Origin of the sequence: Sediminibacterium ginsengisoli, assembly GCF_900167075.1 — a bacterium.
Classification (GTDB): domain Bacteria; phylum Bacteroidota; class Bacteroidia; order Chitinophagales; family Chitinophagaceae; genus Sediminibacterium; species Sediminibacterium ginsengisoli.
In genome coordinates, this window is the sequence record NZ_FUWH01000014.1 from 1 (window position 1) to 22,029 (window position 22,029).

The 22,029-nt window shown below is 45.7% G+C and carries 26 protein-coding genes; 13 read left to right on the forward strand and 13 right to left on the reverse strand.

Translation table 11 applies throughout. From position 1 onward, the window contains the following. The 5 genes from B5D42_RS18035 to fabF form a co-directional block, all read right to left on the reverse strand. The coding region (locus tag B5D42_RS18035) for a hypothetical protein (RefSeq protein WP_217698855.1) at window positions 1–206 on the reverse strand (206 nt) is incomplete at its 3' end. A gap of 128 nt (window positions 207–334) precedes the next feature. Next, window positions 335–880: a hypothetical protein gene (locus B5D42_RS16860; protein WP_139367221.1), complete on the reverse strand. Its 546-nt coding sequence runs from the start codon at window positions 878–880 to the stop codon at window positions 335–337. Between the two features lie 3 nt (window positions 881–883). Then, on the reverse strand, window positions 884–1,366 hold the full coding sequence (locus tag B5D42_RS16865; protein ID WP_078832717.1) for an RNA polymerase sigma factor: 483 nt from the start codon (window positions 1,364–1,366) through the stop codon (window positions 884–886). After that, window positions 1,363–1,557 (reverse strand): hypothetical protein, encoded by a 195-nt coding sequence (locus B5D42_RS16870; RefSeq protein ID WP_078832718.1) that lies wholly within the window; start codon window positions 1,555–1,557, stop codon window positions 1,363–1,365. The genes B5D42_RS16865 and B5D42_RS16870 overlap by 4 nt, the downstream gene beginning before the upstream one ends. A 137-nt stretch (window positions 1,558–1,694) precedes the next feature. Continuing rightward, window positions 1,695–2,933, reverse strand: a complete 1,239-nt coding sequence (gene fabF / locus B5D42_RS16875) for a beta-ketoacyl-ACP synthase II (protein ID WP_078832797.1) — start codon at window positions 2,931–2,933, stop codon at window positions 1,695–1,697. Between the two features lie 228 nt (window positions 2,934–3,161). Between fabF and B5D42_RS16880 the strand changes: the two genes are divergently transcribed. Beyond that, window positions 3,162–3,734: a dihydrofolate reductase family protein gene (locus B5D42_RS16880; RefSeq protein WP_078832719.1), complete on the forward strand. Its 573-nt coding sequence runs from the start codon at window positions 3,162–3,164 to the stop codon at window positions 3,732–3,734. 22 nt (window positions 3,735–3,756) lie between these two features. Here the strand turns inward: B5D42_RS16880 and B5D42_RS16885 are convergent, their stop codons facing one another. Together B5D42_RS16885 and B5D42_RS16890 are read right to left on the reverse strand one after the other, a co-directional pair. Continuing rightward, complete coding sequence (locus B5D42_RS16885; RefSeq protein WP_078832720.1) at window positions 3,757–4,188, reverse strand: helix-turn-helix domain-containing protein; 432 nt, start codon at window positions 4,186–4,188, stop codon at window positions 3,757–3,759. A gap of 10 nt (window positions 4,189–4,198) precedes the next feature. Beyond that, a complete protein-coding gene (locus B5D42_RS16890; protein ID WP_245825747.1) occupies window positions 4,199–4,621 on the reverse strand; it encodes a type II toxin-antitoxin system HigB family toxin in 423 nt (140 codons plus the stop codon). Window positions 4,622–4,755: 134 nt separating this feature from the next. On the opposite strand from B5D42_RS16890, the gene B5D42_RS16895 reads away from it, so the two are divergent. From B5D42_RS16895 to B5D42_RS16925, 7 genes are all read left to right on the forward strand, one after another. After that, the gene (locus B5D42_RS16895) at window positions 4,756–5,352 is read left to right on the forward strand and encodes a dihydrofolate reductase family protein (RefSeq protein WP_078832721.1); all 597 of its coding nucleotides are present in this window, start codon (window positions 4,756–4,758) and stop codon (window positions 5,350–5,352) included. A 48-nt stretch (window positions 5,353–5,400) separates the two neighbouring features. Then, window positions 5,401–5,772 (forward strand): VOC family protein, encoded by a 372-nt coding sequence (locus B5D42_RS18205; protein WP_078832722.1) that lies wholly within the window; start codon window positions 5,401–5,403, stop codon window positions 5,770–5,772. An 85-nt stretch (window positions 5,773–5,857) separates the two neighbouring features. Beyond that, window positions 5,858–6,613: a helix-turn-helix domain-containing protein gene (locus B5D42_RS16905; RefSeq protein ID WP_078832723.1), complete on the forward strand. Its 756-nt coding sequence runs from the start codon at window positions 5,858–5,860 to the stop codon at window positions 6,611–6,613. Window positions 6,614–6,643: 30 nt separating this feature from the next. Further along, complete coding sequence (locus B5D42_RS16910; protein WP_078832724.1) at window positions 6,644–7,801, forward strand: FAD-dependent oxidoreductase; 1,158 nt, start codon at window positions 6,644–6,646, stop codon at window positions 7,799–7,801. Between the two features lie 58 nt (window positions 7,802–7,859). Further along, window positions 7,860–8,561, forward strand: a complete 702-nt coding sequence (locus tag B5D42_RS16915; protein ID WP_078832725.1) for a hypothetical protein — start codon at window positions 7,860–7,862, stop codon at window positions 8,559–8,561. A 54-nt stretch (window positions 8,562–8,615) separates the two neighbouring features. Further along, the gene (locus B5D42_RS16920) at window positions 8,616–9,317 is read left to right on the forward strand and encodes a VIT1/CCC1 transporter family protein (RefSeq protein WP_078832726.1); all 702 of its coding nucleotides are present in this window, start codon (window positions 8,616–8,618) and stop codon (window positions 9,315–9,317) included. A 65-nt stretch (window positions 9,318–9,382) separates the two neighbouring features. Continuing rightward, entirely contained in the window at window positions 9,383–9,832 is a 450-nt protein-coding gene (locus B5D42_RS16925; RefSeq protein ID WP_078832727.1) for a heme-binding domain-containing protein, read from the forward strand. A gap of 83 nt (window positions 9,833–9,915) precedes the next feature. Here B5D42_RS16925 and B5D42_RS16930 read toward each other — a convergent pair whose 3' ends face one another. After that, window positions 9,916–12,294 (reverse strand): ABC transporter permease, encoded by a 2,379-nt coding sequence (locus tag B5D42_RS16930; RefSeq protein ID WP_078832728.1) that lies wholly within the window; start codon window positions 12,292–12,294, stop codon window positions 9,916–9,918. A gap of 236 nt (window positions 12,295–12,530) precedes the next feature. Between B5D42_RS16930 and B5D42_RS16935 the strand changes: the two genes are divergently transcribed. Then, on the forward strand, window positions 12,531–13,094 hold the full coding sequence (locus B5D42_RS16935) for a DUF4256 domain-containing protein (protein ID WP_078832729.1): 564 nt from the start codon (window positions 12,531–12,533) through the stop codon (window positions 13,092–13,094). On the opposite strand, the gene B5D42_RS16940 is transcribed toward B5D42_RS16935, so the two are convergent. Beyond that, window positions 13,089–14,684, reverse strand: coding sequence for an ABC-F family ATP-binding cassette domain-containing protein (locus tag B5D42_RS16940; protein WP_078832799.1), 1,596 nt, complete (start codon window positions 14,682–14,684; stop codon window positions 13,089–13,091). The two genes, B5D42_RS16935 and B5D42_RS16940, sit on opposite strands and share 6 nt — an antisense overlap. A 188-nt stretch (window positions 14,685–14,872) precedes the next feature. Between B5D42_RS16940 and B5D42_RS16945 the strand changes: the two genes are divergently transcribed. The 4 genes from B5D42_RS16945 (at window position 14,873) to B5D42_RS16960 (ending at window position 19,258) form a co-directional block, all read left to right on the forward strand. Continuing rightward, window positions 14,873–15,427 (forward strand): hypothetical protein, encoded by a 555-nt coding sequence (locus B5D42_RS16945; protein ID WP_078832730.1) that lies wholly within the window; start codon window positions 14,873–14,875, stop codon window positions 15,425–15,427. 257 nt (window positions 15,428–15,684) lie between these two features. After that, the gene (locus tag B5D42_RS16950; RefSeq protein ID WP_078832732.1) at window positions 15,685–16,413 is read left to right on the forward strand and encodes a DUF72 domain-containing protein; all 729 of its coding nucleotides are present in this window, start codon (window positions 15,685–15,687) and stop codon (window positions 16,411–16,413) included. Window positions 16,414–16,512: 99 nt separating this feature from the next. Further along, window positions 16,513–18,660 (forward strand): catalase, encoded by a 2,148-nt coding sequence (locus tag B5D42_RS16955; protein WP_078832733.1) that lies wholly within the window; start codon window positions 16,513–16,515, stop codon window positions 18,658–18,660. A gap of 250 nt (window positions 18,661–18,910) precedes the next feature. After that, window positions 18,911–19,258 (forward strand): hypothetical protein, encoded by a 348-nt coding sequence (locus B5D42_RS16960; protein ID WP_078832734.1) that lies wholly within the window; start codon window positions 18,911–18,913, stop codon window positions 19,256–19,258. 79 nt (window positions 19,259–19,337) lie between these two features. Here B5D42_RS16960 and B5D42_RS16965 read toward each other — a convergent pair whose 3' ends face one another. The 4 genes from B5D42_RS16965 to B5D42_RS16980 form a co-directional block, all read right to left on the reverse strand. Further along, window positions 19,338–19,760 carry a hypothetical protein gene (locus B5D42_RS16965; protein WP_078832735.1) on the reverse strand — a complete coding sequence of 141 codons (423 nt, stop codon included), beginning with the start codon at window positions 19,758–19,760 and terminating at the stop codon, window positions 19,338–19,340. A 23-nt stretch (window positions 19,761–19,783) separates the two neighbouring features. Continuing rightward, complete coding sequence (locus B5D42_RS16970; protein ID WP_078832736.1) at window positions 19,784–19,990, reverse strand: hypothetical protein; 207 nt, start codon at window positions 19,988–19,990, stop codon at window positions 19,784–19,786. Window positions 19,991–20,016: 26 nt separating this feature from the next. Then, window positions 20,017–20,526 carry a hypothetical protein gene (locus tag B5D42_RS16975; protein WP_139367222.1) on the reverse strand — a complete coding sequence of 170 codons (510 nt, stop codon included), beginning with the start codon at window positions 20,524–20,526 and terminating at the stop codon, window positions 20,017–20,019. A gap of 347 nt (window positions 20,527–20,873) precedes the next feature. Then, the gene (locus B5D42_RS16980; protein WP_176113050.1) at window positions 20,874–21,914 is read right to left on the reverse strand and encodes a TolB family protein; all 1,041 of its coding nucleotides are present in this window, start codon (window positions 21,912–21,914) and stop codon (window positions 20,874–20,876) included. Between the last annotated feature and the right edge of the window lie 115 nt (window positions 21,915–22,029).

Consider the following 22,029-nt stretch of genomic DNA (forward strand, 5'->3'; position numbering starts at 1 on the left):
CTGATTGAATTATAGCGGATGCTTTTCTTTTGGAAATTTTGATTGATTGAAGCAAACAATAATGTTTCGTAGGCCGACTCCATCGTTCTGAGGCTATTGTCCTTATGACTAATCAAACAGTGAAGTAACAATTTGAAAATAACCTCGGCCTGTAACTTCTTCGAAAAGATATCAACTTCCGTCTCTGCAGCCAGCTCTACCAGCATATCCGAAGGAATTAACGACAAAACTTTATCAAGGAACATTCTTCCTTAACGTCTTTTACGCAATTTATTGTCTAATAGCAATAATTTATCTTTCGAACACCTGTGGTCAGGCGACCAGCAACCGCAAATCAGCTGAGCCCTTCCAGCGTTTTACGCAAATCCCCGATCCGCCTGTTCCAGATCCTGTATAAAATGAATACCTGAACCAACATCACAAGAGCTATAATGATCAGTGCAGTTATATATTTTGTCCCGGCAAGATTCACATTGTAAAAAAAGAATAACACCAGGCCACAGGCAAACACGAGCCTTGATATAATGGAGCTAATAACATAATTTTTCAGTTTGGCGGTTCTATTTTTCAGATAATCCGTTATCGCCACGGGTTCTGCAAGGTGCCTGGCAAGATGGTAACCGTAGAGATTATGTAAAAGTGGTGTAAGTACAGCAATGATCAATAGCAGGTTAATTATAAAAGGCCTGGCGGCACCATCAAACATGGTATAATAACATGCTAAAAAAGCGATCCAGCCGGTTATTTCCAGTTTCATCTGCCTGCTGATGCCTTGCAGTACCGGGTGTGTCTTTTCTTTCATCATAGCCCCTAGTTCTCTTTCTGTTTTCGGATGCGGCTCAATCGATTTCCAGACCGACTTTAATTCATCATCTTCCATAACTCATCGAATTAATTTTTGAATTTTTGTTTTGATCCTGTTCAGTTTTACGCCAACATAGTTTTCAGTAATGCCCGATATTTCCGCAATCTGCTGATAGTTGAGTCCTTCCAGGTAGAGTGAGATGATCGCCTTTTCAGCCGCATCACATTGCATAAGCGCAGCAAACAAGCGCTCCTGACGTGGATCCGCTTCTTGACCGGGCAATAGGTCCGCAACATCCGGAACAGATTCCGCATACTGTATTTCCACCTTTTTCCTACGGAAAGAACCAATCGCCGTATTCAGCGCAATACGGTACAGCCAGGTGCCTGTTCCGGAATCACCTCTGAAAGAAGGATAAGATTTCCATAACTGAAAGATGATTTCCTGGAAGAGATCTTCCCGGTCTTGGGTATTATCCCGGTATAGACGTGAAATTTTATGGATGATACCACTATGTTCATTGATCAGCTGCAGAAATGCCGTTTCATGAGGCTGTTTCATCTGGCCTTCATTGCATTTAATTCAAGTCTGAAAACGGCAATACTGTCGAGCAGGGCTTTATTTTGCTCTTTCACCAGGTTCAGTTCTGCCTGCAGCTGTTCATCTCTCATGACCGACCGGCCTTCAGGCGACGATTCCCGGCCACATGCTGCCACAGTAAATGCAATAGCGATGGAAAATACTTTCTTCATAGCGTGATTTTAGAGAATTAGTTGAAGAAATGTATTAAAACTTACAGATACCGCATATTTACAGACATTTTTCTTGTGGATTTTCTGTGGCCGGAGAACAGATACAGGAAGAAATGTCCCATGTTCTGTTTCCCTGTTCAGAATTTCCTGAAAACGGTTGTGGCAATATGCCCGCCAAACCCAAAAGTATTACTCATTGCATAGTTCACCTGCTTGCGCTGTGCGGTATGCAGAGTGAAATTAAAGCTGTCTTTAAATTCAGGTTCGATCTCTGTTGAATTAATGGTAGGCGGAATAATGTCCGTCTGAACAGCTTTGATACATGCAATCGCTTCCACTGCGCCGGCAGCGCCCAGCAGGTGCCCGGTCATTGATTTGGTTGCGCTGATATGCAGTTTACTTTCTTTACCAAATACCCGTTCAGCCGCTTTCAATTCACTGATATCACCCTGCGGCGTTGAAGTAGCATGTGCATTCAGGTAATCGATTTCATGTGCCGCAAGGTTCGCGTCTTCCAGGGTGGCCAGCATTCCCAGGTAAGCCCCCTCACCTTCCGGATGCGTGCCCGTTAAATGGTAGGCATCTGCCGCCATTCCGCCGCCAACGATCTCTGCTATGATGGGCGCATTTCGTTTTACGGCATGTTCATAGCTTTCCAGGATAATTGCACCTGCACCTTCGCCCATTACAAAGCCATCACGGTTTATGTCGAAAGGCCGGGAAGCCCCTGCAGGATTTTCATTCCGGGTCGACAATGCCTTGGAAGCATTGAAACCACCTACAGAACTTTCGGTGATCGGCGCTTCAGAACCACCGGTGATGATCATATCGGCTTTGCCCCAGCGGATATAATTGAATGCATCGATGATGGCGGTGTTCGATGTGGCACAGGCGGAAACCGTTGCGTAGTTAATACCCCTTAAACCGTATTTGATTGAAATAATACCGGGAGCAATATCCACAATCATTTTAGGAATAAAGAAAGGGCTGAAACGCGGTGTGCCATCCCCCAGAACATATTCCCGCACCTGTTGCTCAAAAGTACCGATGCCACCATTACCCGAACCCCAGATCACCCCGATCCGGTTCCTGTTGAGCTGCTCAAAATTGATATTACTTTGCCTGATCGCTTCCTCAACCGCTACCAGCGCGTATTGGGTAAACAGGTCATATTTCCTCGCTTCTGATTTTTCGATATGGTTTAACGGGTCGAAATTCTTAAGCTCGCAGGCGAATTTTGTTTTAAACTTCGTTGTATCAAATTTAGTGATAGGCCCGGCACCGCTTACACCGCTGATCAGTGCCTGCCAGAAATCATCAATATTATTGCCGATGGGAGTTATTGCTCCAAGACCTGTAATTACAACTTTTTCCATAATGTTGTTTTTCATATACCATTTGGTATATACATGAATAAAAAAACACCCGAAAACGGAATGTTCATTCAAAGATAGTTATTTTATACCGGTTGGTATAAATAATTACGCTGATATTAATTCATCATCAATACCGGTCAGTTTTATTGATTAGATGTTTAAAGACAGGTAATAATGTTTACATTTAACCTTCGTTCCCCCGAAGTACTCAATCCTTAAAAAACAGTTATGAGAAAACTCGTTCTCTTCATGCATATATCGCTCGATGGTTTTGCGGCTGACATCAATAAAGGCCTGGGCTGGATCTCGTACGACAGTGAATTACAGCAATATGCCGACGCAATTGTGGCTACAGTTGGCTCGCCTGTATATGGCCGTAACACCTATGAACTGATGGCAGGTTACTGGCCAACTGTGCTCAATGATCCCAAAGCCAGCGCGCATGATAAAGCACATGCGCAATGGGTAGAAAATGCACCCAAGATTGTGCTTTCAAGGACTATGAAAAAAGCTGACTGGAATAATACTATCGTTATCAACGATCATATCAGCGAGGAAATAAATAAACTAAAGCAACAGCCAGGTAAAGACCTTGTGATATTCGGAAGTCCTGGTCTGGCGCATTCATTAATGGAACTCGACCTGATCGACGAATACCAACTTACGCTCAATCCGGTTTTGCTGGGAAACGGCATTCCTGTATACCAGCATATACAAAACAAGACCGATCTGAAACTCGTAAAAGCCACGCCGTTAAAAAGCGGGGTTATTGGATTGCATTATGTAAAACGGCAACTCTGATCTTTACAGCAGGAACAATGCATCAGGCAATCACCGGAACTTTACTGGCCTTACCTGTAGTTGAATTTTCCTGAATATCCAGCTCATAAGGACGGTTAAACGCTTCCTGCGACACTTTGAAATGCTGTGCCAGTTTCCGGATCACTTCTTTGGAAAGGCCTTTCTTGTAATGCAGGATATCTGAAACATAACCCTTGCTGATCCCGAGTATTTCCGCCAAATCTTTTGCTTTCAGGTGATGCGCCTGGATAAGAGAATGCAGCAACTGGATCGGATCCAGGTGTGCAGATGACAGATGGTCTGCATCCCACTTTTCGATCAACAAGGTAAGAAGATCAATCTCGTCTCTGGTGTTTTTGTCCTTAGCCCCGGAAAATACCAGCTGTTCCAATACATTACAATATTCCCTGTATTGCTTCCTGCTGGCTATTACTTTGTATTTAAGCGTTTCCATAGTATTTATTTTAATAGTTACTTACCTGATATTGTGCTCCAGCATGACATAGTTTATCATAATCTGCATGAGTTCCGATCCAGCATACAAATAAATGCACCTGCTTTTCACCAAATACATACTTACAGATCAGCCTGTATTTATTACCAGCGACATTAAAAACAGCCCGGCATGAACCCCGCCCCAACAAATCTGCTCCGGGAAAAGTCAGCTGCATATCTCCCGGCAATTCCCAGTCTGCATATTTTAACACAGCAAGCCATGCATCAAAAGCAATTCTGCTCTGGGCATTCTGCCGCGCAAATATTTCTATTGTTTCTTTTCGTATCAAATGAACTTTCATAACAAAAATATGTTTTCTTTTCTGAAGTTCACATTTTGTGAACTTTATTTTTAAAATATCATTCAAAAATATCGTTGTCCACTCCGGCATAACTTTATTGCAGCTGATCGTATATATTTTAAGCATTGAAAATGCCTGCTGCGCAAAACGCTACTCAACTGTCGCAATCGCCCCCTCTCCTTTCGGGTTATTTTCCCGAAATTCATTTTGTAAAAAATATAGTCATGCGAAAAATAACCGTCCTCTCAATGATCACGCTGGATGGGGTGATGCAGGCACCCGGCGGGCCGGAAGAAGATCCATCCGATGGCTTTCAATTCGGCGGCTGGGTTGCGCCATATGGTGACGATACCGGTAATAAAGCAATTCAGAAAGAGATGAACCAGCCCGTAGACTATCTTCTGGGCAGGAAAACTTTTGATATCTGGGCTGATTACTGGCCCAAACATGCTGCTGTATGGCCTGGCATCAATAATGGCACCAAGTATGTTTTATCGAATACTTTAAAAAGTTCGGACTGGGAAAAAACTGTATTCCTTAAAGACATTGAGGATATTAAAAAACTGAAAAGTTCAGAAGGTCCGGATCTCCAGGTCTGGGGTAGCAGCAAACTCGTCAGGCTTTTGCTGGAACATGACCTGGTGGATGAAATGAGACTCAAGATTTACCCGCTGATCCTTGGACAAGGCAAGCACCTTTTCCCGAATGGCGCAATTCCGGCTGCATTTACATTAACAGAATGTACCGCCACATCAAAAAGTGTGATTCTCGCCAGTTATTCCCGGTCGGGAGAAGTTAAAACCGGCGATCTGACCGTCTAAAAAAACCGATCAAATTCCGTATTATTACCATACAAAAAACAACTGAGCATGAAAAAAGTAACTGGCATCGGTGGCATTTTCTTTAAATGCGAAGACACTGCAAAAATGAAAGCCTGGTATGCCCAAAATCTCGGCATCGAATCCGGCGAATATGGCGGCGGGTTCGAATGGCAGGAGAAAGAATCGGGCAAGGATGGCTATACCGCCTGGAATACTTTCCCGGCTGACACTAAATATTTCGATCCTTCCAGGAAAGAGTTCATGATCAATTACCGTGTAGCAGATCTTGTGGGCCTCGTAGCGCAGTTAAAGGATGCCGGCGTTACTATTATCGATGAGATCGCTACGTATGATTATGGTAAATTTGTGCATATCCTCGACCCGGAAGGAAATGCTATCGAACTCTGGGAACCGGCTTAGACCTGCATCACTCAGAAATCTATACAGTACAAAGGGGCAAATTCGGATTTGAGTTTGTCCCTTTTGCATCCGGTTCAATCCTGTTATGAACACCGATTTCTATTATAAATTCGTCAACCCCGACACATCACTTTCCGCTTTCGTGGAAAGTATCGGCATGTTCCACAATCCTTCAGATGAACCGAAAGAAGTGGTGGTAATGCCAGACGGGAGGGTCGACCTGTTCTTTTCAAAAACGGGCTCCGGGCCATTCCGGGTAATGCTGATCGGACTGGAGACTGCACCGGAAAAAAGAATCGTTGCACCGCATACCTTAAACTATGTAGTCAGTTTCAGACCTCTTGCTGTTGAATATATTCTCCGTACCTCCATTGCCGGCATCCTGGATACAGCCCGGGATCTCGACAGCCATTTCTGGGATTTCAATGAAACCGACCTGGCAGATTTTGAATCATTCCATAAAAAAGCATCACAAACCATAACCACTCTCCTGCCGCAAGAAACGGAAGCGAAAAAGTTACAGCTGTTCAGTCTGATCTATTCGTCCAACGGCGAAATGAGTGTTAAAGAGCTTTCGGAGAAAGTATTCTGGAGCAGCAGGCAGATCAACCGTTATTTCAACCAGCAACTGGGCCTTTCATTAAAAGCGTATTGTAATATCCTTCGCTTCAGGGCCTCGCTTGAACACATTGCACAGGGGCGCTTATTCCCTGAATTGAATTTCACCGACCAGGCACATTTCATCAAGGAAATCAAAAAATTCTCCGGTGTGGTTCCGAAAGAATTATCCAGGAACAAGAATGACCGATTTATACTATTATCCGTGCTGAAGCAAAAATAATTTTGTGTTGTCAAACTAAAAATCTGAGACATGAAATTGAAGAATAAGAAGATCGCCATTATCGGCGGCGGCCCCGGCGGATTAACACTTGCAAGGCTTCTGCAGCTTAAGGATGCGATAGTAGCGGTATACGAAAGAGACCTGGATAAAAATGCCCGCGTACAGGGCTCTCCGCTCGACCTCCACGATGAATCCGGTCTGGCAGCATTACGCAAGGCCGGGCTTTTAAATGAGTTTAAACAAAATTTTCTTCCCGGCGCAGACAAAATGCAGCTCATGAATGAACAGGCTGTGATCTTTTTCAGCGATCACGCCACCAAGCCTGAAGAAAATTATGGTGCGGAACATTTTCGCCCCGAAATAGACCGGGGCGCATTAAGAAAGATCCTGCTGGAATCGCTGAAGCCTGGTACTGTTATATGGAACAGTCATTTTATTTCGATGGAAAAAAAAGGCTCCGGCTGGCTGATCCATTTTAAAAACGGTTTATCAGCAGAAGCGGATATTGTGATTGCCGCCGATGGAGCCAATTCGAAGCTCCGGCCGTATATCACAGACATCAAACCGTTTTATTCAGGCATTACCATGCTGGAAGGAAATGTATACGATGCACAAAAGAATGTTCCTCATATTGCCGCATTGCTGAAAGGAGGAAAGATCATGGCATTCGGACATGAGAAATGCCTGTTAATGGGGCAGAAAGGAAACGGCGAGATCGGATTCTATGCCAGTATTAAAACAGATGCCGCCTGGGCAGCCGATAACGGACTCGATTACGCAGACAATACGCAGATACTGGCCTGGTTCAAAAAAGAATACCCCGAATGGAGCAGCACCTGGCATGAATTGTTTGAAAACGCTTCCCCGCCATTTATCCCCCGCCCCATCTATTGTATGCCTTTGGACCAAAACTGGGAATCTCAATCCAACTTAACCATGCTTGGCGATGCAGCTCATGTGATGCCACCCTTCGCCGGCGAAGGTGTAAACATGGCCATGCTGGATGCCTTGGAGCTGAGTGAATGTTTAACGGCTGATGATTACAGCACATTAAAAGAAGCCATTTCCGTTTATGAAACCCGTATGCGCAAAAGGGCAGCCGGAGCAGCGGAAGAATCGCTTGTAAACGGAGAACGCATGCATTCGAAGGAAGCGCTGAACCTGATGCTGAATATATTTGCCCGGTAATAACTGCTATCTTTAAAGGCAGCAGTTCGCGTAGCTGCTGCTTTTAAAGACATACATCATGAAACGAATTGTATTTTCCCTTCTTACCCTTGGTATTTTTTCCGGTGCAGCAACTGCCCAGAACATAGCAGAGCAGAAAGCAATATTCCTGAAGGACAGCCTTGCCGTTATTACTGCCCGTGTTGAAAATAAAATCATCCGTGGCAGATACATGGAAAAAAATCTCATTTCCCAGACAACGACATTAAAAAACTGGGAAGGTATTACTGTGGGGCTTTATGAATACAAGGAAACGGCTGATGCGCCACTGGCAAGAGTTTACCTTGCCGATGCCAGTGCGGGAAAGATTGCGGCCTGGGTCATTACTGCCTGTGTTGAAGCCACGGGTAAACTGGAGTTCGCGCATACTTCATTGCTGATCTTCAGGATCAACGAAGCATCCAACGGGCAATTTCCTGTATTGGGCGCAGTGGTGGAAAACAATACACCTTATATTTTTAAGGATGGTGTAACGATCGGTCCGGCGCAGAATTTTCCGAACCTCCTGGATCCTGACAGTGTAACGGAAGACAAGATCACCGTAACCAAACGTTTTGGCAGGATCATCAGCACAACGAGAGAACAGTATAACGCTTTATTTCCGGGCATAGATGTTACAGATCATAAATGGCGGGATGCGGTTCGGGAAGAGTATAAAAAAGCCTTAAACTCAGACACGAACAATTTAATAGTGGCCTGGGCGAAAGCGAATCTGAAATAAAAGTTCCGGGTTTTAAAAATTCTTTTTTGTTAACTTGTACTGAATTGCCGGCACATGTTAACACTCGACAACTACCTGGACAGCCATTATATCCACCGGAGCAATTGGCTGAGAGCAGCCGTACTGGGTGCCAATGATGGCATTATATCTATTTCTAGTCTTGCGATAGGCGTAACCGCAGCCAATGTAACAAAAGAACATATTCTGCTCACCACCGTTGCCGGTCTCGTGGCTGGTGCCCTCTCTATGGCCGCAGGTGAATATGTATCGGTAAGCTCTCAAACAGATACGGAAAAAGCCGATATCGAACGTGAAGCCAGAGAGCTCGAAGAGATGCCCGAAGAAGAACTCCGGATACTGGCACAGATCTATGAAAAAAGAGGGCTGAAACCGGATACAGCAGCGCTTGTTGCAAAAGAACTGACCGAAAAAGACGCGCTGGCTGCGCATGTAAGAGATGAACTCGGCATTACCGAGATGAGCCAGGCCAACCCGATCCAGGCTGCGCTGGCATCCGGCGCTTCCTTTACGGCTGGAGGCGTTCTGCCATTGCTGGTGATCCTGTTCGTTCCTTTAAAGAATATGGAGTATTACCTCTATGGCTTTACGATTGTCTTCCTTGCAGTCCTGGGTGCGATTGCAGCAAAAACCGGCGGTTCGGGCATACGGAAAGCCATTGTAAGAATTACTGTCTGGGGCACACTGGCTATGGGCTTGTCTGCACTGGTGGGCTATCTTTTTGGTGTTAAATTCTGATATAGCCGGCTGATTGGATATCTATCAGCAAAATCATATTTTTATTCAAACCCATATACGAGCATATGATCAAAAAAATCCTGATCCTTTTATTGACTGCACTGATCGTTATCCAATTCTTCAGGCCGCAGAAAAATATTGCTTCCGGTCCTTCAGCCAACGCAATTGAAAAACATTTTACTGTTCCCGCAGGAATTTACCAGGTACTGAAACGAAGTTGTTACGACTGTCATTCCAACAATACGGTCTATCCCTGGTACAATAATTTCCAGCCCGTAGCCTGGCTGATCGCCAAGGATGTAAAGGATGGCAAAAGGCATTTTAATTTTGACGAATTCAATGCCTATCCCAATCCGAAGAAAAAACACAAGCTCGAGGAATTTGTGGATGAGATCAAAGACGATAAGATGCCTCCGGGCATTTATACTGTTATCCATCGCAACGCTGTTCTCTCCGCCGGCGAGAAACAACAGCTCATTGCCTGGGCAGACAGTTTACAGAAAAGCATTAACTAAACTGTAGTTGAGTCGTAACAAAAAAGCTTCAGAAAACTGAAGCTTTTTTGCATCTATCACTGCGCATCAGAATGCAACTGATTCTATTCTGATCTTAAACTTTTTACAGGATTGGCCAGGGCAGCTTTGATCGCTTTGGCGCAAATGGTCACAAATGCGATACCGAAAGTGAGCAGCGCAGCAAATGCAAATACCCACCAGTTCAAAGTTGTTTTATACGCAAAATTCTGCAGCCATTTGTTCATGGCCCAGTAGCCCACAGGCAGCGCAATGCAGGTTGCAATGATGACCGGCTTCAGCAGGTCTTTTGACAGCAGCACCACAATTCCCTGCACCGATGAACCCAGCACCTTACGGACTCCGATCTCTTTGAAACGTTTGATAGCGGTGAATGACGCGAGCCCGAACAGGCCAAGGCAGGCTACAAATATGGCCATGACCGCAAATACGGAGAGAACGGTCTGCTGGCGGATATCTTTCCTGTACATCTCATCGAACTGCTGATCCAGGAAACGGTATTCAAAAGGATATGCCGATGCAATGCTCTTGTACACTTTCTCTACCGCAGCAACGCCTGCTTCGATATTGCCGGGTTTCAGTTTTACCACTGCTACCCTTCTGTCTATATTAGGTGCAATCACCAAAGGTTCTATATCGTTTTTCAGTGACTGGAAATTAAAATCCTCCACCACACCGATGACGCGTCGTTTTGATTTGTCCCGAAGTGTATTCTCTATCCATTTACCGATGGCCTGTTCAGGCGTCCAGCCCAGTTTGGTGGCCGCGGTTTTATTGATCAGCAATGCTTCGGTTGAATCTGTCGGAAATGCTGCGGAGAAATCCCGGCCCGCAATTACCTTCACACCCAGTGTTTTCGCGAATTCAAAATCTGCGAACTCGGTCCTGGCATTCCATTTGCCATCGCGACCTTCCACATTAAACATATGCCCGTCGAAGAACCCGCCAGGCTCTCCGGACATGAGTGATACGGATTGTACTTTACTTTCGCCCTGCAATGCGTTTTTAAACGTAACCGTGTTCCGGTAAATATCTTCATTGTCTATACGGATAAGCAGGGTTTGTTCTTTGTTATATCCAAGCTGTTTGTTCTTTACATAATTCATCTGCTTGTTGATCACAAAAGTGCCCACGATCAGGAAAACAGAGATCGTAAACTGAATAACCACCAGCGCCTGCCTGAATGAAGCACCGCCTTTTCCCAAACGAAGCTTTCCTTTCAGGGCTTCTACAGGAGAAAATGCAGACAGCACAAATGCCGGGTAACTACCCGCCAGCAATCCGGCCGTAACAATTACACCAGCAAGAAACAGGTAAATAGGCCAGGAATTCCAGGAGATCGTCAGTGAATAACCCAGCAACTGGTTATACCAGGGCATCAGGAGCAGGATCAGCAATAAGGACAATACGCAGGATATAGCGGTAAGCAATACCGACTCGCCTATAAATTGCCATATAATGTTATTACGCAATGCACCCAGCACTTTACGCAGACCAACTTCTTTGGAACGTTCTGCAGAACGGATCGTTGAGAGATTGATAAAATTGATGCAGGCGATCAGTAAGATCAGGATCGCTATCGACAGGAATATATATACAACAGTTTTATCGCCATGTTTTGTTGCATCGAAAGTGGTGTCGCTGAAATAAGCCTCTTTTAAAGGAATGAGCGACAGGCTGAAATCGAAACCATATTTCCGCATTTCACTGCCCAGGTACTTTTCCATAAAAGCCGGCAATTGCTTTTCTACCTGTGCTTCAGTGATATTAGGTGCGAGTTTGGCGTAAGTGTAAGTACCATTATTGATCCAGACTGTCATCCAGCCTGCATTTTTATAATTTTCCAATGGCACTACAATGTCAAATTCAAGATGCGAGTTCGATGGAACATCTTTGGCGATACCTGTAACTGTTAAAGGCGTTTCTTTATCCAGCATAACCGTCTTCCCCATGGCCGTTTCCGCATTACCGAAATATTTTTTGGCCGTGGTTTCCGTCATCACAACACTATGCGGCTCCTGCAACGCGGTTTTCGGGTCACCTTTCAATAACGGGAATGAAAAAAAGGTAAAGAAATTCGCATCTGTGTTAACGACCTTTTTTTCATTAAAAGAACGATCTCCGTTTGTGAACAGGTTATTATTCTGACTTACCCTGACAACCGATTCGATCAGCCCTTTATACTCATTCTGAAGCGCCGGTGCATACAGACCCGATAAGTAAGAAACTGATTTTGTTTCCCCGTCTTTCGAAAAACCGCGCATCACCCTGTAGATCCGGTCGCCGTCTTTGTGAAAACGGTCAAAACTGAACTCATTCATGATGAACAGGAAGATCATCATGCAGGTAGTGATCCCAATGGTCAGCCCGAGAATATTGATAAAAGAAAACACTTTGTTCTTCCTCAGGTTTCTCCAGGCCGTCTTGAAATAGTTTTTGAACATAAACGCAGTTATTGTGATGTTGAATAGGAATATTAACCGATCATCGGCATTCAGTTCCAACAACTATGCCACGACATAACTCATTGTTTATAAACTTATTGCACTACATCTTACAATCACTACTGTCCGAAAATGAACAGTTCTGTACGAAACTGCTACAGCCAGCCGTTCAGGTTCGGCAGTTTAAATTTCATACATTCACTTCCCGGGAAACCGGCTCAATTAATCGCAATACCATGAAACGTAAGCCCTCCCTGACTTCCCAAGAAAATACCGCTCTGCTCCAGTTGTTAAGCGCGCGTTTTGAGAAGCACAAGAACCGTCATAAGGGTATTGTATGGGCTGGTGTACAGAAAAAGCTTGAAGCTTCACCGGATAAACTGTGGTCGCTGCAACAAATGGAAGAATCCGGCGGCGAGCCCGATGTTGTGGGTTACGATAAAAAGAAAGACCAGTACATTTTCTTTGATTGTTCGGCCGAAAGTCCGAAAGGCCGCAGAAGTACCTGCTACGACCGGGAAGCCCTGGAATCAAGAAAAGAGCATCCGCCTGCCGATAACGTGATTGACATGTGCGACGAAATGGGTATTGATCTGCTCACAGAAGAACAATACCGCGAACTTCAGCAGCTTGGCGATTTTGACACCAAAACATCCAGCTGGATACAGACACCGGCAGCTATCCGCAAACTGGGCGGTGCACTTTTCTGCGATAAACGTTATGATCATGTGTTCGTATATCACAACGGCGCATCTTCTTACTATGCAGCGAGAGGTTTCCGCGGTTGTTTACGGTTATGATTTATTCAGCCATATTTCCCTTTCAATATTTACCGCTTCAAGGAAATAACGGTCGTGCGACACTACGATCAATGTTCCGTTATAATGCTGTACAGCTGCGACCAGGATTGCCACGCTTTCCATATCGAGGTTATTCGTTGGTTCATCAAGAAGCAGCATGTCCGGCGGGTGATTACTGATGGTAATGCAGCACAAGGCCAGGCGCATTCTTTCGCCGCCGCTTAAAGCGGCGCAGGGTTTATTCCAGGCTTCTTTCGGAAATAAAAACCTGTTCAGCCTGGTTTTTATTTCCGATTCCTGCAGGTCACCATCATTATAGAGTTGTGCCTGTTCGTATACACTGATCTTGTTATTGATAAGGGAATAATCCTGGTCGATGTAAGTTACCTTGCCAGCGGCATTCATTACTGTTCCGCACGTAGGTTGCAGAAGTCCCATAATAAGCTTCATCAATGTAGTCTTGCCCGAACCATTATCGCCCCTGACCGCTATGCGATCCCCGCTCAGGATCGTAATATCCAGGTTGTCCTTCCATTGATTACCGTTGTCATATCTGAAATTAACGTTTACAGCTGTCCATAAACGTTTGCCCTTATGAAGATCCGGATGCCGGAATCCGAGTTTCATCTTATCCATATCAGGCATGGCAGCTCTCAGTGTTTTTAATTCCTCACCAATGTTGCCGATCTTTTCCGCGTGTACTGTTTTTACTTTGGCAGTACTGTTCTCTGCATTGTTCCGCAGCGTGTTCATCATGATGCGGGCCACACCGGCTTTTTCCTGCTTTTTCTTTCCACGTGCATCCAGCCTTTGCTGTCGCTCGAGTGTTTCACGTGCTTTTTCTTTTGCTTTCCGCAACTCTTTTTCCCTGCTATGCAATTCCTGGCTTAATGCTTCCTGCGCGATCTTTTTCTGTTCCGCATAAAAATCATAATTGCCCCCATAAGTTACCAGGCCTGCTTTGCCCAGCTCGCAGATCGTATCGGGTAATCCGAGGAGTTGCCGGTCGTGACTGACCATGATCCACCCGCTGGCTGTTGATCGCAGCAATTCATATAATAGTTCACGACTGCCTGTATCCAGATGATTCCCCGGTTCATCCAGCAGGATCAGTTCGGGCTGGTGAATGGAAATACCGGCGAGGAATACTTTGGTCTTCTGGCCTCCGCTGAGCGTTTCCATTTTTTGTGAAAGGTGAAGATGCCCCAGTTTCCAGTAACGCAATGCTTCCAGGCAACGCTCTTCGATGGTCCAATCATCGTTGAGTATTTCAAAGTGAGCGTCTGTTACCTCGCCTGCCAGTATCGATTGCAATGCATGCAGTTTCCGGTCCACTTTCAGCACCTCGGCAATAGTGAGCTGATCATATTGCCCGAAAACCTGTGGCACAACATAAGGAATGACATCGCGGATGATTATGCCCGACAAAGGCTTCAACTCCCCTGAAATAAGTTTTAACAAGGTTGATTTACCGGCTCCGTTATGGCCAACCAACGCAATTTTCTGGTGCCGCTGAACGGAAAGGTCTATATGATCGAATAACGGATCCCCGCCGGGGTAGGTATATGAGATATGCTGAAGAATAAGCATTTTCATTTCTTTTTAGAGTCAGATAATACAACAGCATTTTGCCGGTGTTATAAGTCTGTAAGAAATGATCTGCTACATGATAGATGTGACTTTTGAATTACAAATGTACGGATTAATTTAAATTCCCGCCACCTGTCGCCCGGACAGTCATTTTATATTATATTCACATCATACATAATGATGTATCGATGATACCTGGTGAGGCTTTAACGGAAAATCAGCAACAGCAATTATTACAATTGCGTGAGCAACTGGTTTTGTTCCGTACCGTATCCTGCCGGCTGGCACATGAGCAGATCAGCGGGATCACTGCATGCAATGGCGCTGACGAAGATGCCAGCTCCTATCATTTTCAACGTGACGGTCTGTGCAGACCGGAATTAAGAAAAATGACGCTGGGCTGTGCACATACAGGTGCCAATGACAGGTTCTGCCAACTGATCGATAAAGCTTTCGCTACCGGCTTATTGAATGCGACCATCTCACCGTCGCTTACCCTCAATGAAATCATTGTTGCCATTTACAAGATGGATCATGAAAAAGGTGACCTTGAAAAAGAACTTGCCATCGCACGTTATAATAATCACCATGAAACGATCCGCGCCCTGGAGCATGAGCTTGCAGAGCTGGTAACCCGTCATACAAATGCCATATCCAGGCTTGAAAAAATCAGGTATGGTTTAATGGAACAGATCGATGCAGCTATTCTTCCTGCCAAACATCATCAATCTGTTCCGGTGTAAGCCTGTCGTTATTCTTTTTCAAACAAATCCCTGCTCTGAGTATGATATTTTGCATCACTTACTTTTAAAATCGCGTTGATCAGATCTGTAGAAACGGGAGCCCGGGCAGGATAGCCGAATTGCTGCAGAAAATCTCTCAACGCCTTAGCATAGGATTTGTTTTGAATGAAAGCAGGTTGCTTAAAATTAATGAAACCCATTTATTCTTCACTGCCGGAGTAATACCATGTGGCACATTTCTTTCAAACGGATCCATCATGCGTAAAGGCAAAATCCATATCGGTACATCGGGCTGGAGTTACCGGCACTGGAAAGGTAAATTTTATCCCGCCGGCCTGGCTGCCGCAGCTGAGTTCAGTTATTACTGCAGCATTTTCAAAACTGTGGAGCTGAACAACTCATTCTATCGTATTCCTGATAAAGAGACTTTTATCAACTGGCGAAAAAAGACGCCGGGTGATTTTTTATTCGCAGTTAAAGGAGGCCGGTATTTTACGCATCTTAAAAAACTGAAAGCCGATCGCCCCGCCCTTAAAGACTTTTTTGAACGGGCCATGCATCTCGGTAAAAAGCTCGGCCCCGTTCTTTTTCAACTGCCGCCGCGCTGGAAATGTAATGTGGAACGCCTTGCCGGATTTCTGGAACTGCTTCCCGAAAAGATCCGCTGTTGCTTTGAGTTCCGTGATACCAGCTGGTATAATGAAGAAGTATACAAACTGCTGCGAAGCCATAACTGCGCGTTCTGCATCTATGAACTGGCAGGCCATATCTCACCGCTGACGGTTACCGCCGGTTTTGTTTATGTAAGATTGCACGGCCCGGGCGCAAAGTACCAGGGAAGTTATCCGGCTGAAACTTTACAGGAATGGGCCAGCCGATGCCTTTCCTGGCAAAGGGCAGGCAAAGATGTGTATGTCTATTTCGATAACGACCAGGAAGGCTATGCAGCATTCAATGCAGTAACATTTCTGCAACTGGTGCAGTGATCTGCGGTGGTAAAAATTCCACAACAACAGGTAATGCGATGCGTTTTAATACCGGCTTATTTTTTTAAGCGATGTGTTGTTCATCTTAAATTAAATACTATGCCAACATCGCAACCAGATCCACTCAATTCCAAAACTGAGCAGCTGCAGCAATTTACAGAAAACAGCGCCGATCAGCTGATGACGACCGACCAGGGCGTTAAGATCAACGACGACCAGAATTCGCTCACCGCAGGCCCGCGCGGGGCTACCCTGCTGGAAGATTTTATCCTGCGCGAAAAGATCACACATTTCGATCATGAACGAATCCCCGAACGGATCGTTCATGCAAGAGGCTCGGGCGCTCATGGCGTTTTTAAATTATACGAGCCATTATCGAAATACACTAAAGCGGCTTTTTTAAATGACACGGAAACAGAAACACCTGTCTTTGTCCGCTTTTCAACAGTAGCAGGTTCACGGGGCTCTACTGATCTTGCACGCGATGTGCGTGGTTTCGCGGTTAAGTTTTATACACAGGAAGGCAACTTCGACCTGGTAGGTAATAACATGCCGGTCTTCTTTATCCAGGATGCCATGAAATTCCCGGACCTTGTACATGCCGTTAAGCCTGAACCCGACAATGAAATGCCGCAGGCTGCTTCAGCGCATGATACTTTCTGGGATTTTATTTCACTGATGCCCGAATCTGCCCATATGATCATGTGGCTGATGAGCGACCGTGCCATTCCGCGCAGTTATCGCATGATGGAAGGTTTCGGGGTGCATAGTTTCCGGCTTGTTAACGCATCCGGCGAGTCTTTTTTTGTCAAGTTCCACTGGAAGCCGTTACTTGGCGTTCATTCTGTTGCCTGGGACGAAGCACAGAAGATCTCGGGCAAAGACCCTGACTTTCACCGCCGTGATCTTTGGGAAGCTATTGCAGCCGGTCAATTCCCGGAATGGGAACTCGGATTGCAGATCGTACCCGAGGCAGATGAACACCAGTTCCCTTTCGACCTTCTTGATCCCACAAAGATCATCCCCGAGGAAATGGTACCGGTACAAAGAATCGGTAAACTGACACTGAACAGGAACCCTGATAATTTCTTTGCAGAAACCGAACAGGTTGCCTTTCATGTGGGCAATATCGTTCCCGGCATCGATTTCAGCAACGATCCTTTGCTCCAGGGCAGGCTCTTCTCCTATCTCGACACACAGCTGATCCGCCTCGGTGGCCCTAATTTCCACGAGATCCCCGTAAACCGGCCTGTATGCCCGGTGCATAATCATCACCGCGACGGATTTATGCGGCAGACCATCAATAAGGGACGTGTCAGCTATAGTCCGAATTCAATCGGCGGCGGCTGCCCGTTCCAGGCCGGCATGGCGCAGGGAGGTTTTACTTCTTATGCTGAACGGATCGATGCAAAAAAAGTAAGGGAACGAAGTCCCAGTTTCCATGATCATTTCAGCCAGGCAAAGCTTTTTTTCAACAGCCAGAGCGATGAGGAAAAGAACCATATCACAGACGCGCTCAGCTTTGAGCTGGGTAAAGTACAGATCATGGCTATACGCGAAAGAATGCTCTCCATCCTTTACCAGATCGATCATGGCCTGGCTGCGGGAGTAGCATATAACATAGGTGCACATATACCCGATTACCCGGAGCAGCTCAATCAGAGTTTCGGAGCGGATACCGATCCTGCGAGCGTTCAGCCTCACCCTGTGAGGGATGTAACCCAGCCGGCCCGTTCGGAAGCACTCAGTATGGCTAACACCATCAAGAATACCATCAGAACCCGAAAGATCGCTTTCCTGGTTGCCGACGGTTTTGAAATGTCATCCCTGCAGGAGATGAAGAATGCACTCGAAGCAGAGGGCGGTATTATTAACGTAATCGCACCTAGACTCGGACCCATCACCGGGGAAAACGGAGAAGAACTGATCGCTGCCCGCAGCTTCCTCACCGATGCTTCTGTATTTTATGACGCCGTTTATATACCCGGTGGTATCAATTGTGCAGCAACACTCGAAGCAGAACCCGATGCACTTCATTTTGTAAACGAAGCCTGGAAACACTGTAAAGCCATTGCGGCTCACCCTGATGCCAGGCAATTCCTTGATGCAACTTATTTCCGTAATAAAGTAGAACTGGACAACGGAATCCTCACAGGGGCTACAGCCGATATTTCGGAAGCTTTTGTAATGCTCATCGCACAGCACAGGATCTGGGAAAGGGAGAAACCCCGCAAAGTTCCGGCCTGATGCTGAACGACAGGTTGTGAGAATAACAGCCGGCACCAGTCTACGACTGGTGCTTTTTTATGTACACAATCCGGGTTCGTAAAAAAATAGACCACTATCATATCCGTATCTCTGCATTCTTTGAACTATGCACTGGCATAATTGATGTTGGTAACAATAAATTACAAAGACTGATCGTGGAACAGTACCTTGAAAATAATTTCAATTCCATGCTGGTATAAGCTTTGCTGATATTAAATAAAAGAATCGCATGGAATTACCACACCAGATGACCACATTAACACGCGTACTGGAGCGACTGAAAGAGCGGAACATGGACCTTGAGTTCCGTTGGTCGCCTGAAGGCTTCAGTACCGGCGATCAGAATTTTTACCAGCCCGGAGAACTGGAAATCATCCGTGTATTCCGTTTCGAAGGCATTACCGATCCTGCAGACATGTGTATTGTTTACCTGCTGCTTGCATGCGATGGCAGGATTGGCTACAGCCTGAACGCTTATGGCGCATACAGCGATCACGATGATGAAGAAGGTTACGATAACTTCATACGCCTGGTACCTGTGCGGGGACATGAAGATCAGATGCTTTTTGCTATATAGTTTCCCCTTGTTTTTCAGAAAACAGGCCCCGTATTGATGATTACGGGGCCAAATTTTAAGACAGAGATCACAGCAAGGTTTAAGGTTGTTGTATGGGAATATCTGGCGCCGGGATACTGTCGCCGTTAACACGCTGTCCCGGGTAACGCGTTCTGTAAGAAGAAAAATTCCTTTCAGGAAAGCTGTCGAGCGAAACATCCCTCAGCATTTGTATCCGCGCAGTTCCAAGGTTGGCACCCGACATGTTTACCGGCGGCTTTTTCGTGGTTGCCCACCTGTCTGCATCCCAATAGATATATCCCCTGCCGGGTGAATAAAAAGTATAATAATCCTGGAAATACACATAGGAATCATTCTTATACCCCTGCAGTTGTGCCCATGCAGGAAGATCCTGTATAGTGGCATCCGTTGTTTTTTTTGCTGTTGAGCCCTGTTGTTGCGACTTAACGGCAAACGGTACAATCATGGTAAGCAGTACCGTTAAAAGAATAAGTTTTTTCATAGGAAAGTGTTTAATGTGTTGATTTAATCAGGGCTTCGGGACTGCACGGTATCGCTCCCGGCGGGAGTCATGGCAGAACTATCCCTGCGGGCTGTATCAGTTTGCATGGTCTGGGCAGACATTCCGGCGGTATCAGAAGGTGCTTCGTTTTTATTGCCGGATTGGTTTCCGCATGCAACTGCTGTAAGAAGTAAAAGAAATGAAAGGATCTGAAAGAGTGTTTTTTTCATATGAAGGGGTTTTGGTGATGGAATACTTATACAATAGGCGCAGGCTTGTCTTTCGTCTGATCAGGTTTTATCACATAGGAGATTACCAGGGAAATAAAAGCGCCGGCGCCAAGATTACCGATAGTGGCGGGTAAAAAAATCATTAGCAGGGTGCCGGAATTATTGACGTTCAATCCTGCCGGTGCATTATCTAAAAAAGCATCCTGGCTGTCGCCTGACATAAATCCCGGAATGTAGCTATAACATAGCAGCATGGAAATGATCACACTGAGCATTACCCCTGTAATAGCCGCCAGATGCCCTGCAAACATCATTTTCACTGCGCTTTTATAATCGCTCCTGCGTTGTGTGAGCCGGATATTGTACCACATGATCACGAGCATGAAAAGCCCGGAACCCAGGTACGCTATCCAGGAAGATTCATATTCGGCTTTCCAGAGATAATACCATACAGTAAGTGAATACAATACAGCAGCCAGGCCACCATACAGCAGGTATTCGCTTATATGCCGCCGGTCGAAGAAGGGGTTTGCCATACCAGAAATATTTTTCAGTACCGCATCAAAACATATACCTCCTCCGGTTTTCGGATCGCAACATCTCAATCGTGCCTGTGGTGAAAAAAATGCCCCGGAAGTGACGAATATTCTCCTCCTCCATCATTTTCGGTTGACGGGAAGTACATTCGCTTCTACATATTTCAGCGCGGGGATATGGCATGGTTGTACAACGGCAATCCTTTACAAAAGATAATCCCGATGCATTCATGGAAGACAGGTAATGGAAATACGCCAGCGGAATACCCGAAGCCTGCATTTGCTGTTCCGGAAATACCGGTTCGGACAACGGGAAGAAATAATTGCCTTATTCGTTGAGAGGGAGGCTATTTCGTCATCTTATCAATTCCCACATAATAAAGATCAAAGCCACCTTTTCCACCGGCGCGGTTGGATGAAAACAGCATCATATTATTTGTAAATGCCCCGAAATCAGAATCTGTCAGGATGATCGGCCGGTATTCGTCCGAAGCGGTATTGATCCTGTTGCCGAAATTAACCGGGGCTGCCCAGCGGCCATTCTCCCATTTTGAATAATAGAGATCGAATCCGCCATAACCACCGGGGCGATTGGAAGCGAATACCAGTAATTTACCGAAAATGAACGGGCATTTGTCTTCATACCCTGAAGAAAGCAAACTGTCTTTCGTGATCTTCCTGCTGCTGTTATCCTGCAGGGTATTCAGGAAACCACTGGCAGCAGATAATTCAGCCCTGTAAATATCAAAATTGCCATCCCTGTCCGAACAGAAATAAACAGCAGAAGTATCGGGCATGATGCAGGGATAAGCATCGTCTTTGGAAGAGTTCAGGAAACTGATATCCCTGGCCTGCCCATAGTTACCGGTAGCTGTATTCTCCACGAAACGGATATCGAGGTTGCCGCCCTGGTCGGTGGCATACAGCAATGCAAAACGGGTGGTGCGGACATTATTTCCCTGGGCATTTTTAGCATCCGCTTTGCCCAGGTTTACGAGATAAGGTCCGAGTTCATTGGCAGAAGTATTCACATTTACATTGCTGAGACTGGCGTTTTGGTAGTAATCATCACTGATAGAACCGCCGCCGGGGATATATTCTTTTACGTTGACCGTTCCTGTGGGATCAGTTTTCAGCATCGATATTTCCAGCATTTTAAAGATAAAATCGAACTCCTTACCTCCGCTTTGCCTGTTGGAAGAGAACAGTAAAGGAAAACTGCCTCCCACCCATGGGGAAGTGGAATTATAATCGTCATACGGCGAGTTAATATCACCAAGATTAACAGGCGTTAACGGGAAACTTCCTTTGTATTCAGGTGTGGGATCAACACGTTTACAGCCGGCAAGACTCAGGCCAGCCAGGATAAGGAGCAGGATTTGTCTCATATGGGTTTGTTTTGGTACCCGTAAGATACCATACAAATGAAAAGCGCTGCCTGCTCTATTTTTACTGCTTCCGGTAAACCTGCTCCTCCGGACCCGGTCATGCATCCGCCCGGTT